The following is a 15,943-nucleotide window of genomic DNA, read 5'->3' on the forward strand; positions in this document are numbered from 1 at the left end:
TGTTATAAATACAAGTGATACAAAATCAAGCGTGGATGATGGCAAAAAGATCCGCCAAAATGTACTTAGATTTAAAATCCCTTACTTCACAACTATCCGTGCAGCACTTGCAGCTGCTAAGTCACTAAGCACAGTTCAAACTGGCAAAGCACTTGAGGTAAAAAGCCTGCAAGAGTATCTAAGCGAGAGATGAACCAAAAAGAGTGCGTAGTAGAGGCGTTGGCTAGCCTTGGTGGCATGGCAACGCTCTTTGATCTTTACCATAAAACTCATGTTAGCACTTGGGGTAGCAAACTCCGTTTGCTAGTATAAGATGGATAGTGCAGACTAATAAAGAATTTTATAAGATTAGAGCTGGACTTTGGGGGCTTTGTGATTTTAGAGATAAAAATTTAGCCAAAACAGGCGATAGCAAGAGCGAGCAAAATGAGAAATTTACACATTCTTATTTTCAAGGTGTAATTGTTGAGATAGGAAATTTAAGGCATTTTCAAACGTTTATCCCAGCTCAAGATAAGAACAAAATTTATAAATCAGACAAGAAGCTTTGTGAGCTTGCGAGCTTAAGCGAGAGATAGTAATTTTAGTGGCAGTCTTTGCTGTCACTAGCTAAATTTCACTTCTATTTGATTGGTTATTTTTTAAAGCGCTAGATACCTTTAGAGCACTTGCAAATGCAAAATGCAAGTTGTATCCACCAAGCATACCAGTGATATCTAAAACCTCTCCTATAAAATAAAGCCCTTTTACGCTTTTGCTCTCTAAATTTTCATCTAAAAAATTAGTTTTTACGCCACCTTTTGTAACTTCAGCCCTTTCAAAGCCAAATGTCCCAGCCGGGGCAAAATGATATGCAAAAAGCCTTTTTATGATATTTTTTTCATCATCACTAAATTCATAATAAGCTCTATCTTTTAAGCCAAAATTTCTTAAAAACTCCAGCACAAATCTCTTTGGCAATGGCAAAACCGAGCTAAGCTGCTTTTTACCATTTACTAAATTTTTCTCACTAAATTTAGGCAAAAAATTTATGCAAATTCGACCCTTTTGCCAAAAGAGTGAGGCGTTTAGTATAGCTGGACCGCTTATGCCTCTGTGCGTAAAAAGCAGATCGCCACTAAATTTATGGCTCTCGTTTTTGTCATTTATCACTACATCCGCGCTTAGACTAACGCCACTAAGCTCTTTAAACCAAAACTCATCTTTTTGCACGCTAAAGCCAACAAGAGCAGGGGCAGGCATTGAGAGCTCAATGCCAAATTCGCTAGCTATCTTATAGCCAATATCGCTTGCGCCAAGGGCTTTGTAGCTTAGTCCGCCACTTGCGATGACTAAATTTCTAGCTCTAAATTTCTCATCTTTTGTCAAAATTTCAAAAATTTCATCTACTTTTTTGGCGCCAAGAACCTCTTTGTTATAAAAAATCTCTGCATTTTGCCTTTTTAAAAGCAGGCTCAAAACGCTCTTTGCACCGCTATCACAGAAAAATTGATTTTGCTTTTGCTCGCTAAATTTAAGCTCACTAAAAAATCTCAAAACCTGATCAAAGCTTAGCACTTTTAAAATTTGCTCTATAAATTTCTGCTCGCCAAGGTAGTTTTTAGCGCTTACGAAGCGGTTTGTGATGTTGCATCTGCCGCCACCGCTTGCCAAGATCTTTTTGCCAGCGCTACTGTTTTTTTCTAAAATGGCAACCTTTTTGCCCTTTAAATTTGCCCCTAAAAAGAGCCCGCTAGCGCCAGCACCAACGATAATGACGTCGTAGATCAAAACTTCAAGCTCTCTTTTAAGGCCGCCTCGCTTGTTAGGCGAGAGTCAAATTTGATCACTTGATTTTTCTCATTTTTATAATAATCCACCACGCCTTTTTGGCTGTTTAGTAGCTCTAAATTTAGGCTCGCTTCTGGGCTTAGGTAGATATTTTTAAAAATTCTTGGATCACTCAGGCTAAAGAGCAAAACAAGCCAGATCACGCAAAGCACCACGCAGATGATGGCAAGCACTTTAAAACCAAAAGCGTGCATGATGTATCCGCCAAACGCGCCCCCAACGAAGCTTCCAAAGTAGCCAAATGAGTTAAAGATGCCAAGAGCGGTGCCTTTTTGTGAGGATTTTACAAATTTAGTCGCGGTTGATTGCATGATTGGCTCGTGAAGGTTAAAGCCTATAAAAAATACCGCGATGCCAACCACAAAGAGAAATTTCGTAAAGCTAAGGGCAAAAATGGCGTAGGTTAGGGCAAAAAGTAATGTGCCAGCTATCAAGATGACCTTGCTAAGCCCCTTGCCATCGCCAAGCGCGCCAGCTAGCCCCATAGCCAAAAAGCCAAGCACAGCGCCAAGCGTATAGACCTTGTAAAGCTCGCCACTCTCATAGCCATACTCTTTTACTAAAACGATCGGGATCACTAAAAATGCGATGCTTGTGAGCATCTTTTGCATGAAAGAGGTGAAATTTATGATTATGTAGTCTTTTTGCAAAAAGAGCTTGCCAAATGGCACCTTCTGGGCCTTTGCGCTCACTTTTATCTCTTTTGGCACGACGGTGTAGAGCAGCACGACGCAAAGTAGGCTAAGAGCAGCGCTTAGATAAAAGAGGCTTGAAAGCCCATAGTTCTTAGCAAGAAGCGGTCCAAGCACCATAGAAAGCGTAAAACTAAGCCCTATAAAAGCGCCCATTATCGCCATGGCTTTTGAGCGATTTTCTTCAGCCACAAAGTCGCTTATCATCGCTGTTGCCACGGCTCCTACAGCCCCCACACCTTGTAAAAATCTACCAAAAAGCATCGTGTAAATTTCACTTGCTAGAGCGCAGACGATAGAGCCAACCACAAAGATCAAAAGCCCGATGGTTAGCGCTTTTTTGCGGCCGATCTTATCTGAAAGAGCGCCAAAAGGCACTTGAAATATCATCTGTGAGATCGCATAGACGCCTACTATTAGCCCAACTAAAAATTCGTTTGCGCCCTCTAAATTTAGGGCATAAAGGCTAAGCACCGGTAAGACTATGAAAAGTCCAAAAAATCTGCTAGCTACGATAAAAGATAGTGGCAAAACGCTTTTTAACATAAATTTTCCCTTATTTTTAAAAGGACTAAGTTTATCATTTTAACACTAATTTAAATTTAAAAATTTAATCTACTTTTTTGTAAAATACGCCCAAAAATCAAGGAGTTTTGCGATGAAAATCGTGCTTGCGACATCAAATTTAGACAAAGTAAAAGAGATAAAAGAGTTTTTAAAAGGCTATGAAATTTACGCTTTAAGCGAGGTTGTAAAGCCATTTGAGATCGTTGAAGATGGCAGCACTTTTCAGCAAAATGCGCTCATAAAGTCAAAAGCAGTTTTTGCAAAGCTTAAAGAGCAAGGGCTTGATAGCGAGTTTATCTCACTTAGCGATGATAGCGGCATCAGTGTGGATGCACTTGGTGGCGAGCCAGGGATCTACTCAGCTCGCTACTTTGACCTTGATGAAAATGGTAAAGTGTGCGGCAAAAACGCAAATGACGCAAACAATAGAGCAAAGCTAATTAGCAAGCTAAAGGCGCTAAATTTAAAGAGCTCACCAGCTCATTACACTGCCTGTATCGCTATTAGCTCAAAATTTGGCGACTACACGACGCATGGCTTTATGTATGGTGAGGCGATAGATGAGGAGCGCGGCACAAACGGCTTTGGCTACGACGCACTCTTTATCCCAGATGGCTTTACAAAGACGCTTGGTGAGCTAGATAACGAGACGAAGCTTAAAATTTCTCACCGCTCAAAGGGGCTGGAGCTTGCAAATTTCGTATTAAAGAGCCTAAAGAAAAACTTTAGTTAAGCTCCTTTAGTCCTTTGCTGGCTCGCTCCAAAAGACCAAGCGCGCGAGGGTTTTGCTCCTTGCCTTTTAAAATTTCAAGCACTTTTTTGTAGTTTTTGGCGGCTTCGTCCTTTTGCTTAAGCTTTACTAGGTCGTTAGCAAGCTCTACTAAAAGCTCTGAGCGAACGAGCTCGTTGCCACTTAGCTCTGGCGTGATATCAAGTAAATTTAGCGCTAAAATGTGGTTTTCGTAGGCTTTTGCAAAGTCATTTTTCATGTAGTAGGTGCTGCCGATGGACTTTATGCAAAGCAGCTCGTCACGCATCGGCGTATTTGAGTTGGCGTCATAAATTTTTAGAGCTTCTTGAAAATTAGTAAGCGCATCGTCATATTTGCCTAGTGCTTTTTGTGCTGCACCCAAGCTATGATAAGAGCGCGCTAGCAGCAGTTTGTCGCTAACGTTTGCCGCAAGCTCAAGCGCTCTTTGTGAGAGCTCAAGTGCCTTTTGAGGCTCTTTATTTACCATGCAGATGCTGGCGCCATTTATGAGTGAAGTGATCGCCTGCTCGGTGTTGCCAGCCTTTAGGCATGCCTGGGTCGCTTGCTCGGCTAAATTTATAGCTCTCTCCAAATTTCTATCGCTTTTATAAAACTCATTTACGCTCTCTTGCACTAGCTCGTCGCAGCTACTTGCAAAGAGGCAAATAGGCGCTAAAAATGGCAAAATTTTCTTCATCTTTTTACCTTTAAAATTTGGCTCATTTTACCTTTTGAAGCTAGAAATTTATATTAACTTTGCTAAAATCACTAAAATTTTAAGGAGCCAAAAATGTCAAATATCTTAATCATCGGAGCAGGTGGCGTTAGCCAAGTCGCAACCGTAAAATGTGCGATGAACTCGGACGTTTTTACAAATATCACCCTAGCAAGCCGCACAAAAAGCAAGTGCGATGCGATCGCTAAATTTATAAAAGATCGCCTTGGCGTGCAGATAAATACCGCGCAAATCGACGCTGACGACACAGCGGCCGTGGTGGAGCTCATCAAACAAACAAAGGCTGACTTGCTACTAAATGTCGCACTGCCGTATCAAGACCTAACCCTTATGGACGCTTGCGTAAAGGCTGGCATACCTTATATCGACACCGCAAACTACGAGCACCCAGACACCGCAAAATTTGAGTATAAGCTTCAGTGGGCGAAGGACGCCGACTTCAAAAACGCTGGCGCCATGGCGCTTCTTGGCTCTGGCTTTGACCCGGGCGTGACAAACGTATTTTGCGCCTATGCACAGCAAAATTTATTTGACGAGATCCACGAGATCGACATCCTAGACTGCAACGCTGGCGATCACGGCTATGCTTTTGCGACAAATTTCAACCCAGAGATAAATTTACGTGAAGTTAGCGCAAATGGCCGTTACTGGGAGGCTGGCAAATGGATCAAAACAAAGCCTATGGAGATCATGTTTAAGTGGGACTACCCAAAAGTAGGCGTCAAAGATAGCTATCTGCTCTATCACGAGGAGCTAGAAAGCTTGGTAAAAAACATCAAAGGACTAAAGAGAATTCGCTTTTTTATGACCTTTGGACAAAGCTACCTAACCCACATGAAGTGCCTAGAAAACGTGGGAATGCTACGCATCGACGAGGTCGAGCATAACGGCATGAAAATCGTGCCAATCCAGTTTTTAAAGACGCTTCTACCTGACCCTGCAAGCCTTGGCCCTCGCACAAAAGGCAAAACAAACATCGGCTGCGTGATACGTGGGCTAAAAGATGGCAAAGAGCGCCAAGTCTATATCTACAACGTCTGCGACCACGAGGCTTGCTACGCCGAGACAGGCGCGCAGGCTGTTAGCTACACCACAGGCGTGCCAGCGATGATAGGCTCGATGATGGTCGCAAAAGGCATCTGGAGCGGCAAAGGCGTCTTTAACATGGAGAATTTCGACGCAAAACCTTTCATGGACGAGCTAAATAAGCAGGGGTTACCGTGGGAGGTAATTGAAATGAAACCTGGAGAGAGATACGAAGTTTAAATTTTAGACTCTTTAGGCTTGTCTTTTTATACTTATGCTTCGTTGAAATTCGATTTTTAATGCTCACGTATCACATATACGCTCCGCTTAAAAATCGAATTTCGCCTTGTCTAAGCGAAAAATCCTGCACCTGAATTTATTAAATTTAACCCTTAGACGGATCATCTTTGCTTTGTGCTTACTCGTAACCGCAAGTAGAAGTTTAGTCTTGGGATGAAAATTCCTTCGCTTCTGCTAGCAGTTGCGACCTTTGGGGATGCAAAGCCCAAAATTCATCTCACGATACTTCGCCTGAGTTCTATTAAATTTTTATTTTGTTTGGTCATTACCAGATTGGCAGCTCTTGCCTCAAAATTTAAAACCACCTCGTCTAGATAAAAGTCACTTCGCCTAATTTTTGCCTTTAAATTTAAACCTCTTCGCCAAACAAAACCTTGATAAATTTACCTCACTCCACCAAAGCAAATTTTCTAAATTTACGCCCAAAGCTAGTTTTAGGCGCTTGTTGCTGTAAATTTATAAATTTATGCTATATCTACAAAATCTTAATCGCAGCTAAAAAAAAGGGAAATCTTGCAATCAACAAAAACATTTATCTGGTTTTTGGTCATCTTAAGCGGTCTAATGGCCTGCACCTCGCTATCAACGGACGTCTATCTGCCTGCCATGCCTACGATGGAGCGACAGCTTCATGGCGATGCGGAGCTAACGATCACTGGCTTTTTGATCGGTTTTGCCACCATGCAACTCGTTTGGGGGCCCATTAGCGACAGGATAGGGCGAAAACTCCCGCTATTTATCGGTATGGCGTTCTTTGTCGTTGGCTCCATCGGATGTGCCATGTCACAAAGCATGAGCGAAGTGATAATCTGGCGTATCTTTCAAGCCGCAGGCGCGTGCGTGGGGCCTATGCTTAGCCGTGCGATGATCAGCGATGTTTTTGAAAATAGCGAAGCTCAAACTTAGTCATCATCATGGCAGCAGCTCCTATCATAGGACCGCTACTTGGCGGCGCATTACTAGAGATTGGCACTTGGCACTGGATATTTTGGCTAATGGCAGCTGCAAGTGCTTTTTTGTTTATCCTTATCTTCTTCTTGCCAGAGACGTTGCCACAGCAGAAGCGCTCAAAAGAGCCGATGATAAACTCGTTTAAGAGCTATTTTGTGCTTATAAAAGATGCTAAATTTATGAAATACACTCTAAGCGTGACCTTCTTTTACATCGCAGCATACGCCTTTATCACGGGATCGTCATTTGTTTATATAGATTATTTTGGCATACCGAGCAAGTACTATGGCTTTTTATTTGGCGTAAATATACTTGGTGTGGCGGCGCTTAGTTTTTTAAACAAGAGCTTGGTCAATAAATTTAGTCTAAATTCGCTTCTTATCACCTCAAGCACAGTCGCTTTTGTCGCTGCGGCTTTGCTTTTAGCGCTTACATTTTTTGGTATCGCCGGAGTTTGTGGCGTTATCATACCTATGTTTTTCGTCTTTAGTATGAACGGCATCATCGCCTCTTGCTTAAACGCAGCCGCTCTTAATTAAGTCGCTCAAGAGATGAAAGGCAGAGCAAATGCTCTCATTGGCTCACTGCAATATGGAAGCGGTATTGTCTCATCAGCCATGCTGGCACTCTTTGCGACCACGACGCCACTTATCATGTCAGCCATCATCTTTGTCTTTATATTTTTGTGCTGGCTAGCTGCCTATCTAAACAAATAAAACTACCAAAAGGGCTTAAATGCCCTTTAAATTTAAAGCTATTTCACCTATAATAAAACCAAAATTTAAAAGGAAATTTCAGTGCTAACGATAGAAAATTTATATATTTTGGTGGCAGCTCTTGCGCTTCTTTGCGTGATACTAGTAGCTTTTTTGATAAGTGCAAATTTGCAAAAGACAAAGCAAAGAGAAGCTTTGGAAAATTTACAAGATGAGCTAAAAGATAGCGAGCGGCTAAATATCGAGCAAAGAGCAAAGCTTGAAGCAAATAGTGACAAGATAGATGAGCTAGCTAAAAATTTAGACGAGTATAAAATTTCGCTCAGACAAAAAGATGAAAAAGAGGACGAGCTAGAGCGTGAGCTAAGGCGCCTAAACGAGGAGCTTGGCAGTCAGACAAAGATGGCTGAGATGGCAAGGTCGCTATCTTTAAATTTACAAAACGAGCTTGGCGCAAAAGAGGACGAGCTAAAAAGATCAAGCGAGAGCGAAAACGAGCTAAAACGCGCTATCGTCGCTCTAAAAAGCGAGATCGAGGCCAAAGAAAACATCCTAAAATCGCAAGAAGAGAATTTAAACAAGGCAAAAAGTGAGCTTAATTTAAAAGAGATTAATTTAAAAAAATCTTATGAACTAGAAAATGAGTTAAGGTGTGAAATAATTTCTCTAAAAAGCAAGGTGGAGATAAAAGAAAAAAGCCTAATATCACAAGAAGAAAATTTAAATAAAGTGCAAAATGAACTTGACTTTAAAGATAATGAATTTAAAAAATCTCATAAACGTGTTAATGAACTAGAGTGTGAGCTTGTCGCTCTAAAAAGCGAGATCGAGGCCAAAGAAAACATCCTAAAATCGCAAGAAGAGAATTTAAAAAAGGTAAAAAATGAGCTAAATTTAGAGTTTGCAAACCTTGCAAATAAGATATTTGAAGAAAAAAGTGCAAATTTCTCAAAAAACAGCAAAGAGTCGCTTGAGCTCTTGCTAACGCCACTTGGCGAGAAGATAATAAGCTTTGAAAAGAGGGTAAATGACGCCCATAGCGACTCGCAAAAGAGCGCAGGAGAGCTTAGTGCGCAGCTAAAAGAGGTGGTCGAGCTTGGCAAAAATATGTCAAAAGAGGCAAACTCGCTAAGCACGGCACTAAAAGGCAGCAACAAGGTCCTTGGCAACTGGGGCGAGATGCAGCTTGAGCGCACACTGGAGGCTGCTGGACTAGAAAAGGGCACGCACTACGTGACGCAAGAGAGTTTTGACGTGAGCGGCAAAAAGCTCATACCTGACTTTGTTATAAATTTCCCAGACGACAAGCAGATGATAATAGACAGCAAAGTCTCACTCCATGCCTACGAAAAGGCGGTTGCGGCGGCTGACCCGGCGCAGAGCAAGCTAGCTCTTGGCGAGCACATCGCCTCAATAAAAAAGCACATCGACGAGCTAGCTAAAAAAGACTACTCATCGCTTGTCAAAAGCCCTGATTTTGTGCTGATGTTTGTGCCAGTTGAGCCGGCATTTTTGGAGGCTTTGAAATTTGATCCGAATTTGTTTAACTACGGCTATGAGAAAAAAGTGGTGCTAGTCTCGCACACGACGCTCATGCCGCTACTTCGTGTGGTGGCAAATTTATGGCGCATGGAAAATGGCAACAAAGAGGCGAAGGAAATTTTAAAAAGCGCAAATGAAATTTATGAGAAATTTTGCACCGTCGCTGAGAAACTAAATAGGCTTGGAAACTCGGTGAGATCGGTAAATGATAACTTCAACGAGGTCGTTAAAAGCGTGAGCGGACAAGGTGGGCTTGATAGCAGGCTGGAGAAATTTAAAAAGATCGCTATAAATCCCAAAGATACGCAGATAAAGGAGCTTGAAGCAAGACCTAGAGAGATCTTGCTAGCTAGCTCTAAAGAGTAAATTTGGAGCCTTTAAATTTAGTGGTGCATGTGCATATTAGTTGAGTTGTCATCACTCATATTTTGCATCATCATATTCATATGCATCTCACCCATATTTTGCATCATCTTGTGGTGATCGTGCATTGGCATATCTGCTGGCATGTTCATTGGCATATTCATATGCATACCCATCTCACCGTTTTCAGCCTTGTAGCCAGTTATGGTAGGATCAACCATGCCAAATATCATTGCGACATGTGCGACGATCAAGGCAAATATGAGTAGGAAAAAGTGAAGCTTTAGCTTTGCCTTTTCGCTTGCGTTTTTGTAGATCAAATTTAGCTCTAAAAGCGCGATGCCAAGAAGTGGTATGACGCTGATGAGATATGAGTAGACAGCGATGACATCGGCATATCCACGCCATTTTATACTTGGATAAATTTTTGCCATAAAATAGATCACAAGAGCTGTAAAATAGACCCCAAGCACTATGCCAGCAAATTTGCCAACAGCCTTATAGCCAGCATTTTTACCGCTATCCATGTGATACATAGTGAGAAACTCCATCGCCACTAAAAGCTCCGTAAGCCCCACAGGTATCACCATGAAGAGGATTAGATTGTAAGGTTGATTGAGCGATAAAAGCTCCATGTAGTGTGTCATTACCATTGTAAATCCTTTGTAAAAAATTTAAAGAAGTTTAACGCCAAATCGCTAATAATTATAAAATATCAAGATAACAAATTTAATCGGATGTTAAATTTACTCCTAGCTAGGCTAAGAGTAAATTTAAGCTAGTCTTTAAACTCGTGTGAGATGACTGGAGAGAATTCCTCCCAGTGAAGTTTTGTTTTAAAAGTTGGCATCTTGCTTTGATAAGGCTCTTTTTTAAGCGCAGCAACCGCGACGCTATCGCCTTGTGGCTTGGCTGGTGCTTCTAGGCTTAAAACAGCTCTTTCAAGCTCGATGAAGTCTTTTAAAATGATCGCATATGAGTGGAAAAAATTTGCATTTTTATGAGCCAAAAGTAGCGAGCCAAACTCATCTATAAATAAATTTAAAGTTTCATTAAAGAGCTTGTCGCTGATATTTTTTGCACCGTTAAATTCATCACTTAAAAATGTTGCCATCGCTAAAAATATAAAGCCAACATAGTCCTCGCTATCCTTGCAAAGCTCCTTATCACGCCTATATGGGCTAAGCTTTAGGCAGTGTATCACTCTAAGTCTAGCCGCGCCGTTATCTCTACCCTCTTCATAAAATGAGGCGCTTAAAGGGATATTTGTAAAGCCAAAAAGAACCTCATTTTGCTCATTTACAAGCTCTTTAAAGCCAAATTCTTCTAAATTTGCAAATGCCTCTGCGCTTTGCTCGCTCAAAGGATTTTGCGCTAGGTAGCTTAGTTGCTCCTTCCACCTTGCAAATTTCTCATCGCTCGTGTGAAAAAATAGCGGATAAGCTAAAAATTCGTAAAAATATGCCCTTGCTTTTGTGATGTTCTTATCCATTTAGCAGATCCTCTCTCATTGCGTTTAGTTGGGCTTGCACCATGATCTTTGCCTTGCAGTCGGCACAGCAGTAAAGAGCTTTTATCTTGGCTCTGTCGTTGCCAAAACGTGGCTGCATGATCGCTGCGATCTTCTCGACAGCCTTTTTAGTCGCAAACTCTTTTCCGCACTCCACGCATGCAAATAGCTCATCGTGTGCAAGCTCGCTATAAACGAAGCTCTCAGGCTTAAGTGCTAGCTTGCCAACTTCAAGCGAGATGGTGTTTTTCTCAGCGCAGCTTAGCTCGCAGTAGCCACAGGCGGTGCAGACGCTTGGGTTAAATAAAATCGAATTTGTCTTCTTATCAGCCACCAAGGCGCTTACGTTACAAGCTCCAACGCAGCTAAGGCAGAGCGTGCAAGTTTCAGCGTTTATCTTAACCTCGCCATATCTTATCATCTCGCCGCTTTTTACCACGCCAAGATCGTCACTACCTACGATAAACTCAAGCCTTTTGGCAAAAATTTCTCTCTTTGGCAGTGCGTATTCGTTGATTGAGTGCTGCGAGCCGTCTATTAGTTTTGCTTTTTTAAGCGCGATTTCAAGCTCAGCCTTGTCTTTTGCGTGGTGTATCGCTTGCTCTTTAAATTTAAGCTCATAAATTTGATTTACTATACTAATGGCGTCTTTTTCGCCCTTGCCAAGGCTCTTGCTATATAAAATCACACTCGCGCCACTTTCTTGAAGAAGCGTCAAAAAGTGCGTTTGGCTTAGCAGATGCGGGGCTAGGATGACAAAAGGTAGGACATTTTGTGGTAGGCTCACGCTAAGCTCTTCTAAATTTATCTCTTCAGATATGATGAGAGCGATCTTATCTTTGTAAAGCTTAGCGATAGTGGCAAACGAGCTTTGTGGCATGAGCGTTGAGTCTAGCGAGCCGCTAGGGCAGACGCTGATGCAGTTTCCGCAGTTTGTGCAGTCGATCGCTGAAAAGACAAGGTGCTTTGTCTCGTCCTCTTTTAAGATAGCAACCGTTGGGCAAACCTCGGCGCAACGACCACAAATTTCAGTCCTGCGCTCGTGATACTGGCAGATTGATGAGTCGTACTGCGTAAAGCTTTTATATCTAAATTTTGGGCTTTTTGCGTTTAAAATTTCAAGCACTTTTTCATCTTTTAGTCCTGAAATTTCATAACAGCCGCTTTGCTTTAGCATATAATCCCTTGCGTTTTCAACTAAGAAAAAGTCGCAATCAACCTCAAATTCATCATTTGCTCTAAGCACCAAAACGCTTAACTCACCAGCTGCGCCGTATATAAATTTAACCTCAAAGTGCGTGAGCTCGATCACTTTGTAGCCATTTTCTTTTAATAAATTTGCTAGCTCTTCGCGGCCTGAGTTGCTTACAATGACAACATTTTTGCCGACCTCTTTTTCGTAATCCACATCCTTTGCCATGTCAAAGGCGCTAGCTCTTGCCTCGTAGAGCAAAAGTGTGTTTTTGGCTTTTTCTAAGACGCTTGCAGTGGTATTTTTAAGGTAGAAATTTATCTCAGGTGCGATGATGCTTGCTTTTAGTTTTGGAGAGTTTGAGACTAGATAGTCGCCATTTTCGTTGTTGATCTCTATCTGCTCATTTAGCATTAAAGCATCGTCAAAATCGTTATAAAAGCCAAATTCTTTCATTGTTTCTCCTATTATCAAAAACGGGCTTATTCTAATATTAATGGGATTAATAGACTCTGAAATTTATATGCTCTTTTTTTGCTCTAAGTTTTAATTTATAATATTTTTATGTTAAAATCACGCCTTGGTAAAACTAACTTACTAGGAGCGCAAATTGAATGATTTAAGAAATATCCCACAAGTTGATAAGATCATAAAAAATGAAGCATTTTCGGGGCTTGATACGAGTTTAGTCACTATGCTTGCAAGGCAAATTTTAGATGAAATAAGAGCTAAAATTTTAAATGAAAACGCAAGCTTTGAGAGCGAAGAGATAATAAATTTAATCCTAGATGAGTACTATAAATTTAATGAAGCAAGCCTTCAAAGAGTGCTAAATTTAACTGGCGTTGCCATACATACAAACCTCGCTAGAAGCGTTATAGATAAAGAAATTTTAAAGCGGGCAACGCCTGTTATCACTGGATACTCAAACCTTGAATACAACCTAAAAACAGGCAGTCGCGGCAACAGATACGACTACGTTGGCTCACTAATAGCAAGAGCTTTTGGCTTTGAGGACGCCATCGTTGTAAATAACAACGCAAGTGCTGTATTTTTAGTGCTAAACACCTTTGCAAAGGGCAGAGAAGTGGTCGTTAGTAGAGGCGAGCTAGTCGAGATCGGCGGCAGTTTTAGAGTGCCAGAGGTGATGGCAAATGCGGGTTGTATCTTAAAAGAGGTCGGCACTACAAACAAAACTAGGCTAAGAGACTACGAAGAGGCGATCAGTAACGAAACGGCAATGCTTGTAAAGGTTCATAGATCAAATTTTGACATCGTTGGCTTTAGCGAAGAGACCACGGCAAATGAGCTAAGCGAGCTAGCAAGCAGGCAAAATTTGATAGATTATTTTGATCTTGGCAGTGGTTTTTACGGAAATTTACCATTTAACTTAGACAAAAACGAGCCAGATCTAAAAAATTTAAAAGATGTTTCGCTAGTTAGCTTTAGCGGCGATAAGCTGCTTGGCGCGGTGCAGTGTGGCATAATTGTTGGCAAAAAAGAGCTCATCGCAAAGCTTAGAAAAAACCAGCTTTTAAGGATGCTTCGTGTCGATAAAGTGATCATCTCGCTTTTGGCTGAGAGCATGAAAGCCTATCTAAACAAAGAATTTGAGCTAATAACAACGCAAAAACTGCTTCATAAAAGCGTAAAAGAGCTTGAAAGCTTAGCAAATTTTATAAATAAAAGCCTAAAAACTCCGCTTGAGATAGTGCACACACAAACCTTTGTAGGAGGTGGTGCTATGCCAAATAAAAAGCTGCCAAGCGTGGCTTTGGCATTTGGTGGCGACGCAAATTTAAACGAGCTAAAATTTAGGCAAAAAAAGGTGATCGGCCGCATAGAAAATGACAAATTTATGCTCGATCTTAGATCGCTTCTTGATGAGGACGTAGAGACGCTAATAAAAATAATAAAAGAAACGGAAGAAAAATGAGTTTAATAATAGGAACAGCAGGGCATATCGACCACGGAAAAACCGCGCTTATAAAGGAGCTAAACGGCTTTGAAGGGGATAATCTTGAGGAGGAGAAAAAGCGTGGCATAACGATCGATCTAAGCTTTTCAAATTTAAGCAAAAATGATGAAAATATCGCATTTATCGACGTGCCAGGACATGAAAATCTCATAAAAACGATGATAAGTGGTGCGTACGGCTTTGACGCGTGCTTGTTTGTGGTGGCGGCAAATGACGGGCTTATGCCTCAAAGCTTGGAGCACCTTGAAATTTTAAATCTCCTTTGTGTGAAATCTATAATCGTAGCGCTTACAAAATGCGATCTCGTAGACGAAGCAACTATAAATTTAAGAAAAAAAGAGATAAGAGATGAAATTTCTAAATTTAAAAACCTGCAAATTTTAGAAATTTTTGCCGTTAGCATAAAGGATAAGGCAAGCATCGATGAGCTTAGAAACTACCTCTTTACGCTAAGAGCCAAAAAGCGCGATGAGGAGGGCGTTTTTAGATACTACATCGATAGGGTGTTTAGCTTAAAAGGTATCGGAAATGTCGTAACTGGCACTGTGATAGAAGGAAGCGTTAGTAAAAACGAGAAGCTTTTTAACTACGACGCTGGCAAAGAGGTGCTAGTAAGAAGCGTGCAAAGCCACGATAAATTCGTTGATAGCGCCGGAGTTAGCAGCCGCGTGGCGCTTAATCTAACTGGCATAGAGCTTAGCGAGCTAAAAAAGGGTCAGCTACTTAGCAAAAAGGGCTTTTTTAGGGGATTTAGAGAGGTTGATGCAGTCGTAACTGCTAAAAATCTCATCCACTCTCAAAGCGTAACATTTTGCGTGGGCGCTAAAAATGTGCCTGCAAAGGTGCTAATACTAAGCCAAAAAGATGATAGCTACTTTGTGAGCTTTAAATTTCAAAGCGATATGTTTTTGAAATTTGACGAGGCCTTTGTGCTTATCTCAGATGCGCGCGTGATAGGCGGTGGTAGGGTGCTAAATCCTGTGCTTGAGCCACTAAAAAAGGCTGGCAAAATTCTCTTTTTAGCCTCGCTTTTAAAGCATGATTTTGTTGAAGCTTTTTCTATACTTAAAGAAGCCCACAAAAATGGCTTTGGCATCATCTCTTCTTACCAAAGATTTGGTCTAAATCACGAAGAGGCCATAGCCGTTGCCAGAAAAGTCTCAAACGTCTTTGTCGATGAAAAGGCTTTAAATATCTACGATCTAAGCGCGGTTGAGCGGATAAAATCAGCCATTAAATTTATGATAGAAAAGAATGAATTTGCTGTCTTTTCAGCTCAAAGTATCAGCCTAAAACTTGCTTGGGCTAGTCAAAATTTAGCCCAAAGAGCGCTTGACGAGCTTGAAAGTGCAAATTTGATCGCCAAAGATAGCGGTGTCTATACCAAAAAAGGCGTTGATCTTAGCAAACTAAAAGTAAGGCTTGAAGAGAAAATTTATGAAATTTTAGAAAGTGGCAAGCTAGCCCCAACAGCGCCATATAATATATATGATGATTTAGAGATCGATAGGGTTAGTGGTGACAATGCCCTTAAAAAGCTAACCGCAATGGGCAGGGTCATAAGGCTAGAGCATAACCTTTTTATAACTAGAAATTCACTAAAAATGGCACTTGATAAGCTAAGAGAGATCATAAAAAATCAAGGCTTCGTAAATGTCACAAATGCCAAGGATGCGCTAAATTTAAGTAGAAAATATGTAATCGCCTACCTCGAGCAGCTCGATCTTGAGAGTGACATAATGAAGCAAGGAAATGATAGGGTTTTTCGCAGTTAGTATTCATTTACAAA

General features: G+C 41.2%; 17 protein-coding genes. 11 read left to right on the plus strand and 6 right to left on the minus strand.

Annotation, left to right across the window (positions count from 1 at the left end):
- From F3G76_RS04765 to F3G76_RS04770, 3 genes are all read left to right on the plus strand, one after another.
- Positions 1-193 (plus strand): hypothetical protein (locus F3G76_RS04765; protein ID WP_149706242.1); only part of this gene is annotated, 193 nt, incomplete at its 5' end.
- Complete coding sequence (locus F3G76_RS10900; RefSeq protein WP_262974842.1) at positions 190-312, plus strand: hypothetical protein; 123 nt, start codon at positions 190-192, stop codon at positions 310-312. The genes F3G76_RS04765 and F3G76_RS10900, both read left to right, overlap by 4 nt.
- A gap of 8 nt (positions 313-320) precedes the next feature.
- On the plus strand, positions 321-578 hold the full coding sequence (locus tag F3G76_RS04770) for a hypothetical protein (RefSeq protein ID WP_149706063.1): 258 nt from the start codon (positions 321-323) through the stop codon (positions 576-578).
- Between the two features lie 31 nt (positions 579-609).
- Here F3G76_RS04770 and F3G76_RS04775 read toward each other — a convergent pair whose 3' ends face one another.
- Together F3G76_RS04775 and F3G76_RS04780 are read right to left on the minus strand one after the other, a co-directional pair.
- Positions 610-1,770, minus strand: coding sequence for a BaiN/RdsA family NAD(P)/FAD-dependent oxidoreductase (locus tag F3G76_RS04775; protein ID WP_149706064.1), 1,161 nt, complete (start codon positions 1,768-1,770; stop codon positions 610-612).
- Positions 1,767-3,068, minus strand: a complete 1,302-nt coding sequence (locus F3G76_RS04780) for an MFS transporter (protein WP_149706065.1) — start codon at positions 3,066-3,068, stop codon at positions 1,767-1,769. The genes F3G76_RS04775 and F3G76_RS04780 overlap by 4 nt, the downstream gene beginning before the upstream one ends.
- 112 nt (positions 3,069-3,180) lie before the next feature.
- On the opposite strand from F3G76_RS04780, the gene F3G76_RS04785 reads away from it, so the two are divergent.
- Positions 3,181-3,822 (plus strand): non-canonical purine NTP pyrophosphatase, encoded by a 642-nt coding sequence (locus tag F3G76_RS04785; protein ID WP_103607371.1) that lies wholly within the window; start codon positions 3,181-3,183, stop codon positions 3,820-3,822.
- Here the strand turns inward: F3G76_RS04785 and F3G76_RS04790 are convergent.
- Positions 3,815-4,537 carry a tetratricopeptide repeat protein gene (locus F3G76_RS04790; RefSeq protein WP_103607372.1) on the minus strand — a complete coding sequence of 241 codons (723 nt, stop codon included), beginning with the start codon at positions 4,535-4,537 and terminating at the stop codon, positions 3,815-3,817. The genes F3G76_RS04785 and F3G76_RS04790 overlap by 8 nt on opposite strands.
- A gap of 93 nt (positions 4,538-4,630) precedes the next feature.
- On the opposite strand from F3G76_RS04790, the gene F3G76_RS04795 reads away from it, so the two are divergent.
- The 5 genes from F3G76_RS04795 (at position 4,631) to F3G76_RS04805 (ending at position 9,477) form a co-directional block, all read left to right on the plus strand.
- Positions 4,631-5,842, plus strand: a complete 1,212-nt coding sequence (locus F3G76_RS04795; RefSeq protein ID WP_149706066.1) for a saccharopine dehydrogenase family protein — start codon at positions 4,631-4,633, stop codon at positions 5,840-5,842.
- 573 nt (positions 5,843-6,415) lie between these two features.
- Positions 6,416-6,808 carry an MFS transporter gene (locus F3G76_RS10905; RefSeq protein ID WP_262974843.1) on the plus strand — a complete coding sequence of 131 codons (393 nt, stop codon included), beginning with the start codon at positions 6,416-6,418 and terminating at the stop codon, positions 6,806-6,808.
- An 8-nt stretch (positions 6,809-6,816) separates the two neighbouring features.
- A complete protein-coding gene (locus tag F3G76_RS10910; RefSeq protein ID WP_262974844.1) occupies positions 6,817-7,392 on the plus strand; it encodes an MFS transporter in 576 nt (191 codons plus the stop codon).
- 12 nt (positions 7,393-7,404) lie between these two features.
- On the plus strand, positions 7,405-7,569 hold the full coding sequence (locus F3G76_RS10715; RefSeq protein WP_223227425.1) for a hypothetical protein: 165 nt from the start codon (positions 7,405-7,407) through the stop codon (positions 7,567-7,569).
- 81 nt (positions 7,570-7,650) lie between these two features.
- Positions 7,651-9,477 carry a DNA recombination protein RmuC gene (locus F3G76_RS04805; RefSeq protein WP_223227426.1) on the plus strand — a complete coding sequence of 609 codons (1,827 nt, stop codon included), beginning with the start codon at positions 7,651-7,653 and terminating at the stop codon, positions 9,475-9,477.
- A 17-nt stretch (positions 9,478-9,494) separates the two neighbouring features.
- Here the strand turns inward: F3G76_RS04805 and F3G76_RS04810 are convergent, their stop codons facing one another.
- The 3 genes from F3G76_RS04810 to F3G76_RS04820 all read right to left on the minus strand — a co-directional run bounded on the left by F3G76_RS04810 (position 9,495) and on the right by F3G76_RS04820 (position 12,632).
- The gene (locus F3G76_RS04810; protein WP_072593896.1) at positions 9,495-10,127 is read right to left on the minus strand and encodes a DUF6803 family protein; all 633 of its coding nucleotides are present in this window, start codon (positions 10,125-10,127) and stop codon (positions 9,495-9,497) included.
- Positions 10,128-10,252: 125 nt separating this feature from the next.
- The gene (locus F3G76_RS04815) at positions 10,253-10,966 is read right to left on the minus strand and encodes a TorD/DmsD family molecular chaperone (protein WP_149706067.1); all 714 of its coding nucleotides are present in this window, start codon (positions 10,964-10,966) and stop codon (positions 10,253-10,255) included.
- Entirely contained in the window at positions 10,959-12,632 is a 1,674-nt protein-coding gene (locus F3G76_RS04820) for a 4Fe-4S dicluster domain-containing protein (RefSeq protein ID WP_149706068.1), read from the minus strand. Before F3G76_RS04820 ends, F3G76_RS04815 begins: the two co-directional genes overlap by 8 nt.
- Before the next feature lie 154 nt (positions 12,633-12,786).
- Between F3G76_RS04820 and selA the strand changes: the two genes are divergently transcribed.
- Positions 12,787-14,112 carry an L-seryl-tRNA(Sec) selenium transferase gene (selA, locus tag F3G76_RS04825; protein WP_149706069.1) on the plus strand — a complete coding sequence of 442 codons (1,326 nt, stop codon included), beginning with the start codon at positions 12,787-12,789 and terminating at the stop codon, positions 14,110-14,112.
- On the plus strand, positions 14,109-15,929 hold the full coding sequence (gene selB / locus F3G76_RS04830; protein ID WP_149706070.1) for a selenocysteine-specific translation elongation factor: 1,821 nt from the start codon (positions 14,109-14,111) through the stop codon (positions 15,927-15,929). The genes selA and selB overlap by 4 nt, the downstream gene beginning before the upstream one ends.
- The last annotated feature ends 14 nt before the right edge of the window (positions 15,930-15,943 follow it).

This window comes from Campylobacter concisus (assembly GCF_902460575.1).
Classification (GTDB): Bacteria; Campylobacterota; Campylobacteria; order Campylobacterales; family Campylobacteraceae; genus Campylobacter_A; species Campylobacter_A concisus_AW.

Excerpts from the sequence above, each read along its gene's own strand:
- F3G76_RS10900 (WP_262974842.1), top strand. The coding sequence starts at position 190 with ATGAACCAAAAAGAGTGCGTAGTAGAGGCGTTGGCTAGCCTTGGTGGC.
- F3G76_RS04780 (WP_149706065.1), bottom strand. The coding sequence starts at position 3,068 with ATGTTAAAAAGCGTTTTGCCACTATCTTTTATCGTAGCTAGCAGATTT.
- F3G76_RS04785 (WP_103607371.1), top strand. The coding sequence starts at position 3,181 with ATGAAAATCGTGCTTGCGACATCAAATTTAGACAAAGTAAAAGAGATA.
- F3G76_RS04790 (WP_103607372.1), bottom strand. The coding sequence starts at position 4,537 with ATGAAGAAAATTTTGCCATTTTTAGCGCCTATTTGCCTCTTTGCAAGT.
- F3G76_RS04795 (WP_149706066.1), top strand. The coding sequence starts at position 4,631 with ATGTCAAATATCTTAATCATCGGAGCAGGTGGCGTTAGCCAAGTCGCA.
- F3G76_RS10910 (WP_262974844.1), top strand. The coding sequence starts at position 6,817 with ATGGCAGCAGCTCCTATCATAGGACCGCTACTTGGCGGCGCATTACTA.
- F3G76_RS10715 (WP_223227425.1), top strand. The coding sequence starts at position 7,405 with ATGAAAGGCAGAGCAAATGCTCTCATTGGCTCACTGCAATATGGAAGC.
- F3G76_RS04810 (WP_072593896.1), bottom strand. The coding sequence starts at position 10,127 with ATGGTAATGACACACTACATGGAGCTTTTATCGCTCAATCAACCTTAC.
- F3G76_RS04815 (WP_149706067.1), bottom strand. The coding sequence starts at position 10,966 with ATGGATAAGAACATCACAAAAGCAAGGGCATATTTTTACGAATTTTTA.
- F3G76_RS04820 (WP_149706068.1), bottom strand. The coding sequence starts at position 12,632 with ATGAAAGAATTTGGCTTTTATAACGATTTTGACGATGCTTTAATGCTA.
- selB (WP_149706070.1), top strand. The coding sequence starts at position 14,109 with ATGAGTTTAATAATAGGAACAGCAGGGCATATCGACCACGGAAAAACC.